Consider the following 16,453-nt stretch of genomic DNA (forward strand, 5'->3'; position numbering starts at 1 on the left):
GCTCGTCGACTCATAATGAAATCGAACATTTGTTCGAATGTCATCGAGTTCGAGGTGTGCCATGGTCGCTACCATCCATGGGTCGCCAGATGCGGCCCCTGCTTCCCTGCCAGAGTGCCGGGTCGATGCCCTGAGCCTCTTTCGAGGGCACCCTAGCCCCGTCCCCCAGGCCCTGGAGGCCGTCCACGCCGGCTTCCCCTCAGTGGCCCAGGACTACTTCAGCGGTGACTTCAGCTTCGACCAGAACGTCATTGTCCACCCCGACGCTACTTTCATCATCCACGTGGCCGGCGATTCTATGACCGGTGCCGGCATCTTCGATGGGGACCTGCTGGTGGTCGACCGTTCCCTGGAGCCGCGTGAGGGGGACATCGTCATCGCCATCCTGGACGACGAGCTGCTGGTCAAGCGGCTGGCCAGGCGCAAGGGACGGACCATGCTGCGGGCCGAGAACCCTGCCTACCCCGACTTCATGCCCCAGGAGGGCGAGGAACTGGTCATCTGGGGGGTAGTCATCGGCAACTACCACTGGCAGCGGGTAGACACCAAAGGCGAATCCCGGAGCAGTTCTCCCCTACCTCAGGTCACCTATCCCGGACACACCCAGCAAGGATGCAGGCGCACAGGAAGCCAAGACCGGAAACCCACCTACCCTTCTACGGGCTGGGGGTCGGCATGAGCGCGCAGAGACCGGCCGATCCTGCATCCGGAACCGCTCTGACAAGCCGGATAGTCCTGGCTGATGCCAATTCTTTCTTTGCCTCTTGCGAGGCCGTCTTCGATCCTTCCCTGGCTGACCGTCCGGTGGTCGTGCTGTCCAACAACGACGGCTGCGTAGTGGCCCGCAACCGTCCGGCCAAGGCCCTGGGCATCACCAACGGCACACCCTGGTTTACCATTCGTGAACGGGCTTTGCAGGACGGGGTGGTGGCCCGCAGCTCCAACTATGAGCTCTACGCCAGCCTCTCCAGGCGCATGATGGCCATCATGGCCCAATTTCTGCCCAACCAGGAAGTCTACTCCATCGACGAGTGCTTCATGGACAGCATCTGGAACGACAAATGCACTGTCAAGATCTGCCGGGAGCTGCGTGCCGCAGTCCTGCGATCCACCGGCATTCCCGTTAGCGTGGGTGTGGCACCTACCAAGACCCTAGCCAAGGTAGCCAACCACTGGGCCAAGGACCATCCCTCGACCGAGGGGATCACCCTCTGGAGCCAGGTGGAGTCCCAGTATGGCGACCAGGCTCTGGCATCAGTGCCCGTTGACCAGGTCTGGGGGGTGGGCCGACGGCTGACCGGCAGACTTATGGGCATGGGCATCACCACTGCCCTGGATCTGCGCGACGCTGATCCCTCCCTAATCCGGCACCGGTTCTCCGTCATGCTGCAGCGCACCGTCCTGGAATTGAGGGAACAGCCCTGCATCGAGCCCGAAACGGATGCCGCCAGGGGCGTGCGCACCGATCAGATTCTGTGCTCGCGCATGTTCTCCCACCCCATCGAGGGCTACGCCACCCTGGCCCAGGCGTTGAGCATCTATGCCCAGAAGGCCTGTCGCCGTCTGCGTCGGCAGCACGGCCTCTGTGGCAAAGTGCGGGTCTTCTGCTCCACCAGCCCCTATGCGCCCCAGCAGTTCTGCACAGCCGGCCGGACTGTCGTCCTGGAGGATCCCAGCGACGACCCCCTGGTCATCGCCGGCGCAGCCAGCCGGGCACTCAAGGGCCGAGTAGATCCGCACGCCCGCTGGATCCGGGCCGGGGTGGTTCTGCTGGACCTGACCAATGCTGACCATTTCCACACCTTGGAAGGTCTGGACGCAGCCCGGGACACCCATGGTCTGGGAAATGTCCTGGAGGATGCCACCCGTCGTTTCGGTCCCTTCCGGGTGGGCGTAGGCTACGGAGGCATCCGCGGCCAGGGCCGGAGCGACGAGGATACGGGGGCCGACTGGGCCATGAACCGGGGCATGCTCTCCCCTCGGGCCACCACCCGCTGGGACGAGATGGCCGTGGCCCAGGCCCGCTAGAGATCCTCATGGCCTGGAGGAACGGCCGCCAGAGCCAAGGCAGCCAACGGCAGGGCGCCTGCAGTCTCCAGGGCACGAGCACACTGGCGGATGGTGGATCCTGTGGTGATGATGTCATCCACCACCAGGACAGGATGGTCGGCCAGGCGTGAGGGATCTGCAACTGCGATCCGGCCCGCCAGCCGACGTGAACGGTTCCGACGGCCGCCCGCCTGGACGGACTTGGTTCTAACGGAGTTCATGATCAGCGCCGGTTCCACACGGACAGTCAGACCCTGCTGCTGCAGGGACTGGACCAGAGACAGAAGGATCGGCTGCAGATGAACCCTCCCCCGCCTGCGTAGGGAGGTGGACGAGGATGGAGCGGGAACCACCAGGATCGCCTTCGCAGGCTTGGACCGAAGCAGAGGATCGATCAGTCTAGCCAGGACCGGAGCAAGATCGGCCATGACCTGGCCCAAAGGTACGTCCAAGGGCCGGTTGTCGTGGTCCTTCCAGGCTAGAATGATCCGCCTGACAGATCCTCGATATGGAGCACAGGCCAGGGCCAGGTCTATAGCATAGGCGGGCGCAGGCACCGATAGGGGCCGGAAGAGCAGAGATCTGCAAGTGGGGCATAGCAGAAGATCAGGGCGGCCACAGCCGGCGCAGGCTCGAGGAGCCAGCAGGTCTAGGGCCGAGCTTGCCAAGGCTGAGGCGACAGCACAAGCGGCCTGTCGGAACCGGCCGGATGCCGATGAAAGGTTGCGCATAACGCCTAGCCAACCCTCAAACATTGAGGATAGGAAAGCAAGACAGAGCCATGTGCATGAACAGACCATCCGTCCACAGGATTGTCTGCGGACAGGTTCAGTAGGTTCAGGCCAGATCTGCCTCCAGAGCCCGGATCAGGTCCAGGGCATCGGCCGGATTATGCACACGCAGAGCCATGGCCCCGGCCAGAGCAGCTGGATAATCGTTGCCGTCTGGATCCATCCGGTCTCCCACGAAGGCGATCTGGCCGACATCCACGCCCAGTATCTTAGCCAAGGAGGTCATGGCATAGGCCTTGTCAATGCCCTTGGCTGAGATGTCCACGCTGGTGGAGCCGCCGGATCGCACCTGCAGGTGGGGCAGGTCGGCAGCCACGGCCCGGGCCAGAGCATCCTTGCGGCTGTTGTCCGGATCCCAGGCCTCCTTGGATTGGACGGGGGCCTGCTGGCCCAGGGCGGAGAAGGTTATCTGGCTGCCGCGATCCTCAATGCGAGGACCCCAGACCTCCTCCTCCCAGTCGCCCAGCTGCTTGGCCCTGCGCTCAAGGCTGGCCTCAGCGGCCTGCCGGTCCTGGGCGCTCAGGTCGTGGGCGTAGACGCAATTCCAGCTTCCGTCCTGCCAGCGATAGTAGCGGGTGCCGCTGGTGGGCATCAGATGCAGCTGGTCGAAACGGGTATCGTCGGGCAGGACGTCCAGCACTTGGTCGCGGAACTGGCTGAACCGCCCGCCCGAGACGATGGCCACGGGCCGGAGCTGGGTCAGGGTGGCGAAATGGATGGCCATGGTCCGGTCCATGCGGGTCTTGGACAGCGCCAGGGTGTTGTCCAGATCGAAGGCCAGCACCCGTGCCCGTGCGCAAATGAACCTTAAGTCTTGGCTGCCCCACCAGGCCACGTTCACCGCACCATCCTCCGCCATGATTGCTCCCATCCGCTTGTCGATCATCGCTCCATGCTACAAGACACCCTGAATCGAAAAATGCCTCCAAGTCGGAGGCTATGGTGAGTGTCATGATCAACGATCAGCCGCCTTGGTCCCGCAGCGTCTACCGGGACAGTCATGGCCGGGGGGTTCGTCGGCCCACCTTCGGCACCCGCTTGCCCCGCTATCGCACCAGATGCGGGATCTTCGACGATCTGACCGCAGCCCAGATTCGCCGGCTGGGCGCCGGCTGGCCACAACTGGTCAAGCCCGTCCAATTCGCGGTCGAGGATGTGCCACCCTCCGACCCCACCCCCTGGGAGGACAGGTCGGACTTCTTCTCACGCAGTTTTCCGGCGGGCCGCGGCATCCCCGCCAGGATCGTTCTCTACCGGATGCCCATCCAGAGCAAGACCCGGGACCGCACGGAGCTGGAGCTGATCATCCGTGACGAGCTTGTCCTGCAGCTGGCTGACCTCTACGGGCGCGACCCCGAGGAAATCGACCCCATGTGGGGACGCTGAAATCCGGATCTCAGGGCAGGACGGTGGAGTCGGGGCCGGAGCGGATCACAGTGGTGGTGGGCATGAGCCCGTCAGGAGCCATGACCGCCAGACCAGCCAGGCCAGCCTGGTTGACTGCGTCAACGCTCAAGCGAGCGTTCCAAACCAGTCGGGAAGAGCCATGCCCAGAGTCCTCATTCAGCCGCACGGCGGCCACATGGTCGCCCAAATCGTGAGTCGAAAGCTCATTGGCTTGACCTGCCTCAATAGTCAGCGAGCGCTCCCCCAGCTTGTTGCCCTTCTCGTCGAATCCAACCAGTTCGGCCTTAATCGGATCCGCCGATGGGTTGACCAGGGTCAGCGCAGCCTGGGCGGGCTGGGATATGGTAAGGGCCGAAGAGGCGGCAGCAATTCCCGCAGGAATCAGAGCCAGATCGGACTGCGACTGGTCCTGGCTGCTCTGGCCGGTCACCTGCAGGACAGCGCGGACAGGCCGGTCGGCATGCACCTGCAGGGCCAGCTTGCCATCAGGCACACCACCCAGGTTCACCGCCGTGGCCTGAGAGCCTTGCAGATCCACCCGCCGCAAGGATTGCTGACCGCCTTTATCCACCCAGGACAGGTCTACCGCCGTGGCATGGGAGCCCTGTAGAAGCAGAGTGGCCTGGTCTGCACCTCGCAGGCCGGCAATGACCAGATCACGGCCGGGAGCCCGCAAGGCGGCCACCTGATCCGATCCGCGTGGATCAAGCCCAGACATGACATTAACGGAGACCGACATAGCCACCGGGGCCTGGGAGCTGCGAGCCCGGACGTAAATAGCCTGCTGGCCAGGGGCCGCAGCGGACAGGTCGTATGCGGCATGGCCGCCAGGCGCCACGGTCATGGTCTTGCCGGTCTCCAGAGACAAGTGGCCAGAGGAGTGCGAACCCTGGACCTCAAGACTGATTACCGTGGCTTTGGATGACGGATTGTAGGCCACTAGCCGCTGGGTAGTCCCCCTGCTGGTGGCGGGCAGCAGGAAGTCCGCATTCATGACGGCCCGGGGGCAGGCCAGCGCCTGAATCCCTCTAAGATCCCCCTTGGTGGCCCATGAGACCATGCCGGCGGCAGCCCCCGTACCGGGCTGGGATTTGAGCATCCGGGAATCGAAGGCAGTGGCCGAAGCGCCAGGGTCGAGCGAAGCGGCCATGACCTTCTGCCCGTCCAAGAGATCGGGATCAGTCACCATGGTGCGTCGCCCACCTCCCATTGGGGTCAGGCTGGAACTACCAATGGATCCGAAGGCGGCGGCCGTGACACGGGAGCTCAGATCACCCTCCGATGCCTTAAACTGGTCATCGCCGACCTTATCCTCGTCCGCTACCGCCATGCGAGCCGGGCAGTAGGCCGCCACCTCCCGCTGGCTGACCCGGTTGGAAACGACTGCCGCCCCTTGGGCACCATCAGCCAGTGAGGCCGGAGGCGCCCAGATCAGCAGAGTGACAATCAGGACCGCCACTAGGGGCGCCGTAACCAGAGCGGCCACCAGGGATCCCTTGCTTCGTGCACTCATAGCTGCTCCCCTCCAAAGTAGCCCGGACGCGGCAGAGCCACCAGGCAGTATCCCAGCAGGACCAGGCCCAGGGTCCACAGCCAGACCCTCCTCCAAGTGCTGGCTTCTGCTTGACTGACTCCGGTCATGTCAACACCCACATCCTTGCCGGACTGCGAGCTCAAACGGAAATAGGCTCCCTGGACGTTGGCCACCACCTGCTGAGCGCCATCGCTGGCGGTGATGTTGGACACCAGGTCGTCGTTGGGTGTAGACCCCAAGCCCGCTGCTCCTGAACGGTCGACAGGCACATAGATTCCACCGAAACCCAGGTCGGTCACTGCGGCTACGGCCTTGGAGTCGGCATTGGCCATTAGGGCCGCCGCCGCATGCGAGAGGACATCCTCGCCGGCCATCTTCCTGCCGTTCACCCGCTGGGCACGCAAGGCAGGCGAGGCATCGATCAGCTCTCCTCGTGTGGTGTGCAGACCGGTGTAGGCCACGCGGCCATGGGAGGGCGAGGTCAGCACCAGCACCCGATGGGATGGATCCTTATCCAGGTAGTCCACCGCCACAGCCGGAAGCTGACGGCCATCCGCTGACAGAGGGCCGCCGACAGGCGCCGCCAGACCGACCACTGCCACTCCAACAGTGACCAGGGCTAGAACCAAGCCCAACAAGAGCCTCAAAACCCGTCCGTCGCCATCAACCGCAACTGTGGAGGTTGAGGAGGACTGCGCAGGAGGCAGAGGCGGGCGATCAGCCTCGCCATCATCATGCCCGGGAGCAAGAGGTGAGAAGGGACGGACGGCCCTGCCAGCCAGTAGACCCAGACAAGTCAGCAGTCCCATGAAGGCCATCATCATGCCGGGCAGGACCGAACCGGCCACCGGACCGGTCTGGTCCAGGCCCGTGCAGACTGCCTGCGAGACCAGCGCCAGGATCAGACCCAGCAAGACCGTGATCCAAAGAATCCTGGCCGCCCTGAGCACCCGAGGCACAACCAGAGCAACAAAGGCCAGCAGGGCTACCGCCAGCAGGCAACAGGCCAGCGTGGCCGGACGCCAGAGTTCAGGTCTCCACCTGACAGGCCACAGGGCCGAAACATCCATGCCCAGCAGTCGGGCCAGCAGTTCCCCCAAGCTCCCGGTCCTGGGCTTGCCGGTCAGGTCTGCCGAAGGAACCATCAGGTCTGCGAAAATCTGCTTCCAAAGCCCCTGATTGGCATGATGCAGGGAGTTAACCAGGGTGGGCATCAAGGACAGCACCGAAGGAAGGGGCATCAGCAGCAGCATGATCCGATGGGCTGGCACCAGGCAGATCGCCATGATGAAGAGTGGAATTATAGCCAGCATGAGCTGGGGTTCGGCTGCCAGGACCGGCAGGAAGCAGACGGAGGCCAGAGCCGCCTGCTGCACCGAAGCCTTGGGGTGCACGGGAGCCTCGGTCTGATACAGCCCCACGGCCTTGAAAACGAAGGCAAAGGCGGCAGGCATGAAGGCCATGACCGTCAGCATGGGCAGCTGCAGACCATCTACAATGCCCAGGGCGAATGCCAGGCAAGCCCAGAGCAGCCCCAGCAGGACGCGGATGGGATTGGACCTGGTGACCACGCCGGCCAGAGCCCAAAAAGACAGAGCGGCCAGTCCCATCTCCGTTAGGAGCATCAGGGCCATGGCCTGGGCCACATGACCGCCGGTCAGCAGAGCGAAGGGCAGAAGGACCAGAAGGAATGGAGCAGGAACGGCGGGCTGTCCTACGCCCCCCGCCCATGACCAAGAGGTGGTGGCTGCCGCCAGCAATTGGGACCAGTCGGCTCCTGACGAGGGCAGGAAGGGCGCATGAATAGCCCCTCCCGAGAAGATGGAACGGCACAAGGGCCAGTGGGTGGCCACCAAGGCCACTAAGACCGCTATGGTCATCCCTGAAGCCCAGGCCAGGCGACGCAGGAACTGCTGGCGCAGATGAGCCAGGGCCAGGTGGCTGAGCATGGGATGCTCCTGTTGGTCGTGGAAGGCCTGCCTGCGCTGACGCCACTGCCGGATCTGCTGACCGTTGGCCTGAAGAACGTCCAATCGACGGGGACCGCCATGACAGGCGGAAGTCAGACGGCGACGCATGGTCAGCAAGGCTGCAGGACGGGCGAGGATCCGCCAGGGCGCGCACAGACGGCAGAGGGCCCTGTAGGGCCGCTTGCCGATAAGGTCAACGGCCATGAACCAGAGCGCCGCCAGGACCCGCCAGAGCCAGACCAGCAACCACCAAGGCAGGGCAAAATCGGTCAGCAGGTAGCGCTCGCGAGCCAGTATGGGGCCCATGGAGGCATCCAAGGGACGGTCGGGCTGCACCGGCCGTCCATTTCGGTCGCGCAATCCGTTCATCCGAGCACTGGCATGGGCCATCCGGACGCTGGGCACCACTACCACACGTCCCCCTGACAGGCATATGCGGCGGCAAAGGTCGTCGGCTTGGCCAAAAGTGCTCGCCCATGCGCCTGGTCCACCCAGGTCCTTCATGGTCTGCATGGGCACCAGGGCACCAGCCAGACTCACCGCAAAGACATCCTGGCGTGCGTCATACTGCTCCTGGTCGGGCTCGCTGTCCACTACCAGGCTCACCGTTCGGTGATGATAGGCATACCGACCCACATCCCGTAGTCCCTCGCCCTGCCAGTCATACTGCTTGGCACCCAACAGGGAAGCAGTGGGATTACTGTGCCAGGTGTCCACCAGCTTGTCCAGGCAATGCTTATCCATCGGACGGCAGTCGTCGTGCAGAAGCCAAAGAGCGCGAATCCGACCAGGCAGACGGGCATAGCCAAGCGCCTTGCCCACGGCATCGCCGAAGGAGGAAGCGCCTCGGGCGCGAACCACCTGCACTTCCACCCGCGCTGACCCGTCTACCGGGAACTGCGCATAGAGAGGCTCCACAGTGGCCCCCGAGCAGTCCGCAATAACTAGGATCCTGGGCAAGAGGCTCTGTCGCAAGAGGGCACGAAGGGTGTCTGGTAGATAGGTCAGGTCATGCTCGACCGTGATCACCGCCGCCACAGCATCCTCAACATGAGGACTGGCGGCAGGTGAACATTCGTTCATGACTGCAGAGAGGACCTGCCGAACATCCTGGACTTGAGGCGCGACGAAACTCATGCGTTCCAGTCTACGCAATCCAGGTCACCGGAGCCTCGCTCGGGCACTTGCGGCGATTCAGACCTGACGCTGCGCGCGCATCCTCTTCTTGTAACGGCGGCGCTCCCGTTCACTCATGCCGCCCCAGATGCCAAAGCGCTCGTCGTGTTCGACCGCCCAGTCCAAGCATTGCTTCCGGACCGTGCAGTCGGCGCAAACCCGTTTAGCCTCCTGAGTGGAGCCTCCCTTGCCTGGGAAGAATGCTTCCGGGTCGGTCTGTGCACAGAGCGCCTCGCTTCGCCAGGATGGTCCGATGTTGACTTCGAACCATTGCATTAGCGGCGTCAGCCTGTTTTTAGTTGTACTGCTGTATCGAGTGTCTATAAAACCACTCATAGCGACCCCCCAGTCCCTAGTGTGTTTACACACTTTTATTACAGCCGCTACGGAGGTCTTCTGTCAACCCCTAAATGACTGCAAGCGCAACTGAGCAACACGTCGAGGAGGCCGTATCGCCCGAAGAGGAGCTGCGGATGGGGGTCAGACTATACTGTGACTGGTTCAAGCACGCGTCACCGCCATCCCGGTTCTTCCCGCCGGAATGACCCCTACAGCGACAGCCGATGAGGAAGGCATAACCATTGACGTCCCCAACCAGAAAGATGGGTCTGCCCAACATCAAGGCGGGCAGGAACGGCAAGCCCCAGCACAGCGACGGGTTCCGCAGCAGCCACTCCCTGCGTACGGGCATCTGTCTGGCCCTCACCTTCGTTCTTTGCTTCCTTGCCTCAACGGTGGCAGCCTTCTGGACCGACATCAACGGGCATATGCACGTGCTCGAACCCATCAACCTGACCCAAGCGCACAAGGCCCCGGAAGACATCTACAAGGGCAAAACCCTAAATGTTCTGGTGCTGGGCCAGGACACACGCGACGGCAAGGGCAATTCCGAAGTGGGCGGCAGCGGGGATGGTCTGGAGGAGAACCACCAGTCTGACACGGCCATGGTGGTCCAGATCGCCGCCAACCGCTCCTATGTGAACGTGGTCTCCATCCCCAGGGACTCCATCGTGAATGCGCCGGCCTGCGTCACCAGCAATGGCAAGACCATCCCAGCCCGACGCCACGTAATGTTCAACTCCATTTTCGCTGAGGGCTACAACCAAGGAGGCGACGCGAACTCAGCCGCCAGCTGCTCCCTGGCTGCGGTACGGTCCCTGACCGGCCTTGACATCCAGCAGTTCGTGGTGGCCGACTTCAATGGATTCAAATCCATCATCGACGCCCTGGGCGGGGTTGATGTGTGCATCCCTAAGGACACCTGGGACGGCTACACCGGCATCAATCTGAAGCGCGGGCTGCACCACCTGGACGGGACCCAGGCCACTGAGTACGCCCGCATGCGACATGGGACCGGCGCCGACGGATCGGACATCATGCGCACCACCCGCCAGCAGTACCTGATCAAGAGCCTGGTTAACGAGGCAAAGACCGTTGATATTTATTCCGACCTGCCCAAGGCCTACCGCCTTGCCACCACATCCATGTCGACCCTACAGCTGAGCGAAGGCCTGGGCAGCTTCCAGACATTGCTAGGCCTGGGCAACTCGCTCAAGCATATAGACACCGCGCACATCTACGCCCGGACCATACCTGTCGAGGAATGGTCCCAAGACAGAAACCGGGTGGTATGGACCGAGCAGGCCGAAACCATCTGGCACCTGCTGCGTCAGGGCAAGCCACTAACTCAGGCCAATGAGGAAGCCGAGTCAGCATCTTCGTCGCGCACCTCATCATCAGACACATCTTCGTCAGACACTCAAGCGAACAACGAGCAGAAGCCCCAAGACACCCAAAGTGCGCGGGACAATACTCAAACCCCTAGCAAGAGCTCTGTAAGTGGGGCCGCCACCCAGACTCCATCTGCCTCCGCCAGCGCTCTGCCTGAGCCGGATCCACGCACGGGACTGATCACCATGCCCGACAAGACTCTGATCGATCCAAGCACAGGTGGAATCGTGGATCCGAACGACGGGACCATCAAGGATGCGAACACCGGGCAATACATTGGCATGGCCGATCGCTACCTGTTCGCCACAGTCTGTGCGGTTCCGGCGCAGAGATAGCCGATAGACCCACTTGGGTCGTTCAGGCATGCTATTGCTTGCCTAGTCGGTCAAAGCTATGGAGGTCGAAGGCATGCAGACTGGAACAGACCAAGGCGGACAGGAACAGGAGCCACCCAGCTTCATGCCCTCCAGGCATCGTCGTCCTGAAGCCGCCCCTAGCGCTCCTGCATCCCCGGCTAGACGCAGCGGCAGGCAGCAGGAGCTTCCTACTTTCTCGCCCTCCTCAGGGACCAGCACGACCCGAACAGCCAGACGCACCAGCGGCTCCTCACGGACCACACGCAGGCCAGTGGCCCAGGCTGCTCCCAGCGGGAATGGCTGGGGCAATGGCAGCAACCGAAGCAATCGTGGCATGCTGTCCGGTGCTGCCCTAACCCGCAGGCATCCAGTGCGCAGGTTCGTAGCCATACTGCTCCTGGTCATCCTGCTTGCCCTGGTCGTACTGGCGGGCTGCGGATGGTTCTGGATCAATGCCAAGCTCACTCATGAGCAAATGCTGACGGACGCCCCAGGTTCAGGGGCCACCACCTGGCTGCTGCTGGGGTCAGACCAGCGTGACGGCTCCCCGGGAGCCGGCCAGGACACCAGCATCACCGGTTTCCGGACCGACACCATTCTGGTGCTGACCAAGCCCAAGCAAGGAGCTGCTTCCCTGATTTCCGTCCCCCGCGACTCTCTGGTCAAACAGGATGGGAAATACATGAAGATCAACGCCGTGGCATACACATCGGGCTACCCCTCCCTGACCAGCCAGATAGAGGACATCACAGGCCATAAGGTCGACCATGTTGCTCTGATCCGCTTCGGGGGTCTCAGCAAGGTAGTCGATGCCATAGGTGGCATTAACCTCTGCTATGACGCGGACGTTAATGACCCACAATCCGGCATGGTCTGGTCCAAGGGCTGCCATCAGGCCGATGGCGGCATGGCCTTGGCTTTCACTCGCATGCGTTACTCGGACCCCAAGGGTGACTTCGGGCGGGCAGAGCGGCAGCGTCAGACCATTTCGGCCATCACCTCCAAGGTCCTGCAACCTTCGATCTTGCTCAATCCCCCCGCAGCTGGCAAGGTCCTTTCGGCTGGCTTGGATTCCTTGATCGTGGATGAGCGAACCAACGCCATAGACCTGGTGCGCATGCTTTTGGCCTTCCGCAGCGCCAGTGGTGGAAAGGGCATCACCGGAAGCCTGTATTGGACAAACCCCAACTACTACCCAAACTGGCGCGTCGGTTCCACCGTGCTGCTAGACCAGGCCCGCAACACTGACCTGTTTGAACAGCTGGTCCAGGGCAGTCACGCTCCCGGCACCGTAGGCGGCATCTGACAGCAACATCCGACAGGTGTTTCTCGAGTCCTTTCAGACCCATCCATATTCGACCACATGCCAGATTCGCCTTTGCAATCAGCAGCAGGATCTTTCATGCTGAAAGCATGACCAAAGCCCCTTCACTCACAGCTGCACCCCCCGCAGGGGTGAAGGTCGGCCCAGAGACCTTGAACGAGACTGAGAATGACCATCCGCACCCTGCCAACAAGGGCAGAACACAGGTCTTTCTGACCCTTGTTGCACAGACGGCTCCGGTTCTGGCACAGGCGGGCATGATCTGGTACGTGGTCGCCCAGGGCCGTTGGATGCTGCTTCTCTTCTTGCTGCCCAGCCTGACGGGCACTCTGGCCATGGTGCTTTTAAGCCTGCTGCGAGCGCATCGTCAGCCACCGTCCGCTTCACCGGCCCGAGCGCAAGTGGAATACAACACAGCATCGGGTCGTGCATTCCCATCGACGACCACAGAGGACCAAATCCGCCAGGAGATGACCCAGTTGGCATCCTACCCAGGCCCTCAGCTGGAGTCCCGGCTCTTGGGATCAGGGGCTTCGGGAGCACATGGCCAGCTTTGGCAGAGCATCGTCCACACCTGGCTTGCCGCATCAGGTTCTACAGCCCCGGCAGTCATCGGTATCCGTCCTGATCACAGTCCGCTGGTCATCGATCTACCCAGCGACGGACCCCACGCCCTGGTAGCAGGCACCACCGGATCAGGCAAATCGGTCTTCCTGCAGACCTGGTGTCTGGCCTTGGCCGCCAGTCAGCCGCCGGACCGCCTCAATCTGGTCCTGTTGGACTTCAAGGGCGGTGCCGGGTTCGGTCTGCTGGCACGACTGCCTCACACCGTGGGCTGCGTGACCAATCTGGATCTGGACCGGGCCGTGCGCGCGCTGAACGGTCTTCAGCGGGAGTTGGAGCGACGTCAGCGCCTGGTTGCCGGAGCAGGAGTGGAGAATACTGCCCTTATGGCTGACCCACCGGCACGACTGGTGGTGGTTATTGACGAGTTCCAGGCCCTGCGCCAACTTCTGCCTGACTATCTGGACAGGCTGACCTCGCTGGCCTCCCAGGGCAGGTCTCTGGGTATGAATCTGGTGGCCTGCACCCAGCAGACCATGGGACAGGTCAGCGCTCAGATGCGGGCCAATATGAACCTAGGCATCTGCCTGCGAGTGCGGGACCCCCTGCAGTCCAGGGAGCTGCTGGGCTCCTCCTGCGCCACGGCAATCGACCCAGCCTGTCCAGGTCAGGGCTTTCTGGAGCGGGGACGGGGTCCACAAGCCTTCCGCACCTGCCCAGCAGCTGACCCGCAGGCCCTGATAGACCAGATCATCAAGGCCAGTCGCTTCTGCGGCAGCCGACCGCCTGCACCGCTCTTCTCGCCTCCCCTGCCTGAACACGATCCAGCCTACGGACAGATCCTCTGGCAGTCAGGATGGCCCCTGATACCTCTGGGACGCATCGACGACGGGGTCCTGCTCCACCTCTATCGCCTGCCGCTTAAAGGTCATACGGCCCTGATCGGAACTCGAGGCCGTGGCAAGAGCAACCTGCTGGCCCTGCTGGCTCGTTCCCTGCTACCCCTGATGAAGCCGGAAGCCCGGCCAGAGTCAAGCTTCGATCTGCGCATAACGCGGCGAACAGGCCACGGCTACAGCAGCAGGGACTTTACAGGTACAGTGCCAGCACCGCCTCATAGTCGTCAGAATAGCAAGCGTCGGCTGGTCTGGATTCTTGACGATGCCCAGGATCTGCTGGATCCCCTCAGTCGGGATCCTCTGGCCCCGCTGCTGCAGGAGGCTCTGGGACAGGAGGGAACCAGCGTGGTCCTGGCTGTGGATACGACCAGCGCTCTGCGCAGACTGGAGCGTTTCAGCCGTCGTCTGGTGTTCCCCTGTGGCGAACGGGGGGCCGATCTGGCAGCTGGCATCCCTGCCGATCAGCTTGCCACCCTATCCTCCCGAGCCGGCACCATTCCTGGACGGTGTCTGGTTCTGGAGGCAGGTCTCGCCATTCCGCTACAGGTGTTCTCTTTAGCCGTAAAACAAACGGACCCTTGAAAAAAGTCACTCATCGTGCTTATCTTGCTTAGGGTAGTGATAAAGCACCGATAAAAACTTCTTGGAGGCTTAGGTAGATGAGTAATGCGTTTGATTGGCGCGCCAAGGCTGCTTGCCGTGATAAGGACCCTGAGCTGTTCTTCCCCGTTGGCAACACAGGTGCAGCCTATCAGCAGATCGAGGAGGCCAAGGCCGTGTGCCGGACCTGCAAGGTCATTGACGCCTGTCTGAAGTGCGCGCTGGACACCAATCAGGATTACGGCGTCTGGGGTGGACTGAGCGAGGACGAACGCAGGGCTCTGAAGCGCCGGGCCATGCGTGCGCGCAGGTCCCAGGCCATGCAGATGCAGTCCTGACTTTTTCCGATTGCGTCAAATAGAGAGGGGCGACGGCTTGATGCCGTCGCCCCTCTCTATTTCTGAAGAACACCCTTCACTACAGGATTCCGAGCTACAAGGTTCAGGACATCACACGTCCTGGGCCACGCGCAGCTTAATGTTGATGACCACCCGGGTGCCACCATCCCGACGAGGCTCCCACTTGACCGTGCCGCCAAAGTCGTTGGTGACGAAGGTGTTGATGATCTGCGTGCCCAGCCCAGACCCGGTGGAACGAGCCTGTCCCTGATCTGACTCGGTGCTGTAGCCGTTGCCGTCATCCTCGACCACCACATTGAGGTTGTTGCCGCCCCGGCCTACCGATATGGTGATATGCCCCTCGTCACGGCCCTCAAAACCGTGTTCGACAGCGTTGTTGACCAGCTCGGTCAGCACCAGGGACAGGGGTGTTGCATCCTGGGCGGGCATCATCCCGAACTTGCCTACATAGGAGATGGTGATGTGCTGGTCGCTGGTGGTAGCCAAGTCCACGCTCATCTTCAGCAGGTTGGCAATCACTTTGTCGAAGTCCACAATCTCGTCGGCGGTTTGGCTGAGGCCCTCGTGAACCACGGCTATGGTCTGGACGCGGCGCTGGGCCTCCTCTAGCTCCTTGCGGACCTCGTCGGACTTGGTGCGCCTGGCCTGCAGCCGCAGCAGGGCTGACACTGCCTGAAGGTTGTTCTTGACCCGGTGATGAATCTCAGAGATGGTGGCATCCTTGGTCTGAAGCTCCTTCTCCCGGCGACGGAGCTCGGTCACGTCCCGGCAGAGAACGATGGCGCCCGTCCTGCCTTGCTTGCCATACAGGGGCAGGGAACGCATGGAGACAGCCGACCCGTTGGCATCTAGCTCCGAGTCCACAGCCGCCTTGCCCGACAAGACCAACGGCAGAGAGTCGGGAACGGGATCGTTCTCCTTAAGCAGGGAGGTGCCGATCTCGCTTAGGTACTGGCCAATCATGGTCTCCACTGAGCCCAGCCGGCGGAAGCAGCTGATGGCGTTGGGTGAGGCGTAACGCACTACGCCACTTGCCGTCAGCACAAAGAAACCGTCGGCCACCCTGGCGTTGTGCCGCTGGTTGAGCACCGAATCCGCGTAGGGGAACTCGCCGCGGGTGATCATCTCGAAGAGTTCTTTGCCCGCGTTGATGCTCTCGCTCTCGTAACGGCCGTTGGACTCGCGCGTGGCCATGTTGGTTTCGCGGACCACCAGGCCCAGGGTTTTGCCCTGGTGACGGATAGGGGCATAGACATCGCAGACCGTGGCGCGGCCGATGGTCCGCAACTTGGTGGATCTTAGCACCCCCTTGGACTGCATGGCCGCCTCCAGCTCCTCGCTGCGATCAGACGGGAAATGCTCTCCGACCACGTCTTCGGTGCGCAGAGACATGACCGTAGAGGGTCGGCACTGCTCGGCCACAGTGAACTCCCCCTCGCCGGTGCGCAGCAGAAGCAGCAAGTCGGCAAAGCTTAGATCGGCGATGACCTGCCAGTCGGCCACCAGGTGGTGGAGCCACTCGCGGTCCTCCTCATTGCAGTCGTCGCAGGATGCCAGAATCTCGGAAAAATCAGCCATGCCCTCCATCATACAAAGGGCCCGCGGAAGCAGACAGGCGGGTCATGCCCAAGGCGATGATGACATGCACGTCCAATACACAGGTCTGGGGTAGGGTAGTTCACGGATGTTTCGC

Annotated in this window: 13 protein-coding genes; 7 read left to right on the top strand and 6 right to left on the bottom strand. The window is 62.4% G+C overall.

Translation table 11 applies throughout. From position 1 onward, the window contains the following. Window positions 1-61 precede the first annotated feature (61 nt). A complete protein-coding gene (locus tag DKK74_RS04690) occupies window positions 62-679 on the top strand; it encodes a LexA family protein (RefSeq protein ID WP_110413032.1) in 618 nt (205 codons plus the stop codon). Continuing rightward, window positions 676-2,028 carry a Y-family DNA polymerase gene (locus DKK74_RS04695; protein ID WP_110413033.1) on the top strand — a complete coding sequence of 451 codons (1,353 nt, stop codon included), beginning with the start codon at window positions 676-678 and terminating at the stop codon, window positions 2,026-2,028. Before DKK74_RS04690 ends, DKK74_RS04695 begins: the two co-directional genes overlap by 4 nt. Here the strand turns inward: DKK74_RS04695 and DKK74_RS04700 are convergent. Both DKK74_RS04700 and DKK74_RS04705 read right to left on the bottom strand, forming a co-directional pair. Beyond that, window positions 2,025-2,780 carry a ComF family protein gene (locus tag DKK74_RS04700; protein ID WP_181414918.1) on the bottom strand — a complete coding sequence of 252 codons (756 nt, stop codon included), beginning with the start codon at window positions 2,778-2,780 and terminating at the stop codon, window positions 2,025-2,027. The genes DKK74_RS04695 and DKK74_RS04700 overlap by 4 nt on opposite strands. A gap of 106 nt (window positions 2,781-2,886) precedes the next feature. Further along, a complete protein-coding gene (locus DKK74_RS04705; RefSeq protein WP_375537552.1) occupies window positions 2,887-3,726 on the bottom strand; it encodes an HAD-IIB family hydrolase in 840 nt (279 codons plus the stop codon). 65 nt (window positions 3,727-3,791) lie between these two features. Here DKK74_RS04705 and DKK74_RS04710 point away from each other — a divergent pair, with 65 nt between their 5' ends. After that, on the top strand, window positions 3,792-4,226 hold the full coding sequence (locus DKK74_RS04710) for a metallopeptidase family protein (protein ID WP_181414919.1): 435 nt from the start codon (window positions 3,792-3,794) through the stop codon (window positions 4,224-4,226). 10 nt (window positions 4,227-4,236) lie between these two features. Here the strand turns inward: DKK74_RS04710 and DKK74_RS04715 are convergent, their stop codons facing one another. From DKK74_RS04715 to DKK74_RS04725, 3 genes are all read right to left on the bottom strand, one after another. Further along, window positions 4,237-5,760 carry a DUF5719 family protein gene (locus DKK74_RS04715; RefSeq protein ID WP_110413036.1) on the bottom strand — a complete coding sequence of 508 codons (1,524 nt, stop codon included), beginning with the start codon at window positions 5,758-5,760 and terminating at the stop codon, window positions 4,237-4,239. Further along, window positions 5,757-8,834, bottom strand: coding sequence for a glycosyltransferase family 2 protein (locus tag DKK74_RS04720; RefSeq protein ID WP_181414920.1), 3,078 nt, complete (start codon window positions 8,832-8,834; stop codon window positions 5,757-5,759). The genes DKK74_RS04715 and DKK74_RS04720 overlap by 4 nt, the downstream gene beginning before the upstream one ends. A 111-nt stretch (window positions 8,835-8,945) precedes the next feature. Beyond that, on the bottom strand, window positions 8,946-9,203 hold the full coding sequence (locus tag DKK74_RS04725; protein ID WP_029678496.1) for a WhiB family transcriptional regulator: 258 nt from the start codon (window positions 9,201-9,203) through the stop codon (window positions 8,946-8,948). 305 nt (window positions 9,204-9,508) lie between these two features. Between DKK74_RS04725 and DKK74_RS04730 the strand changes: the two genes are divergently transcribed. The 4 genes from DKK74_RS04730 to DKK74_RS04745 all read left to right on the top strand — a co-directional run bounded on the left by DKK74_RS04730 (window position 9,509) and on the right by DKK74_RS04745 (window position 14,739). After that, complete coding sequence (locus DKK74_RS04730; protein ID WP_110413038.1) at window positions 9,509-10,993, top strand: LCP family protein; 1,485 nt, start codon at window positions 9,509-9,511, stop codon at window positions 10,991-10,993. A 73-nt stretch (window positions 10,994-11,066) separates the two neighbouring features. Next, a complete protein-coding gene (locus DKK74_RS04735) occupies window positions 11,067-12,320 on the top strand; it encodes an LCP family protein (RefSeq protein WP_258334458.1) in 1,254 nt (417 codons plus the stop codon). Between the two features lie 107 nt (window positions 12,321-12,427). Then, window positions 12,428-14,383, top strand: a complete 1,956-nt coding sequence (locus DKK74_RS04740) for an FtsK/SpoIIIE domain-containing protein (RefSeq protein WP_110413039.1) — start codon at window positions 12,428-12,430, stop codon at window positions 14,381-14,383. A gap of 77 nt (window positions 14,384-14,460) precedes the next feature. Next, on the top strand, window positions 14,461-14,739 hold the full coding sequence (locus DKK74_RS04745; protein WP_015021978.1) for a WhiB family transcriptional regulator: 279 nt from the start codon (window positions 14,461-14,463) through the stop codon (window positions 14,737-14,739). A 111-nt stretch (window positions 14,740-14,850) separates the two neighbouring features. Here DKK74_RS04745 and DKK74_RS04750 read toward each other — a convergent pair whose 3' ends face one another. Then, window positions 14,851-16,338, bottom strand: coding sequence for a sensor histidine kinase (locus DKK74_RS04750; protein ID WP_110413040.1), 1,488 nt, complete (start codon window positions 16,336-16,338; stop codon window positions 14,851-14,853). Window positions 16,339-16,453 lie beyond the last annotated feature (115 nt).

It is taken from the genome of Bifidobacterium asteroides (genome assembly GCF_003202755.1).
In the GTDB taxonomy this organism is placed as follows: Bacteria; Actinomycetota; Actinomycetes; order Actinomycetales; family Bifidobacteriaceae; genus Bombiscardovia; species Bombiscardovia asteroides_F.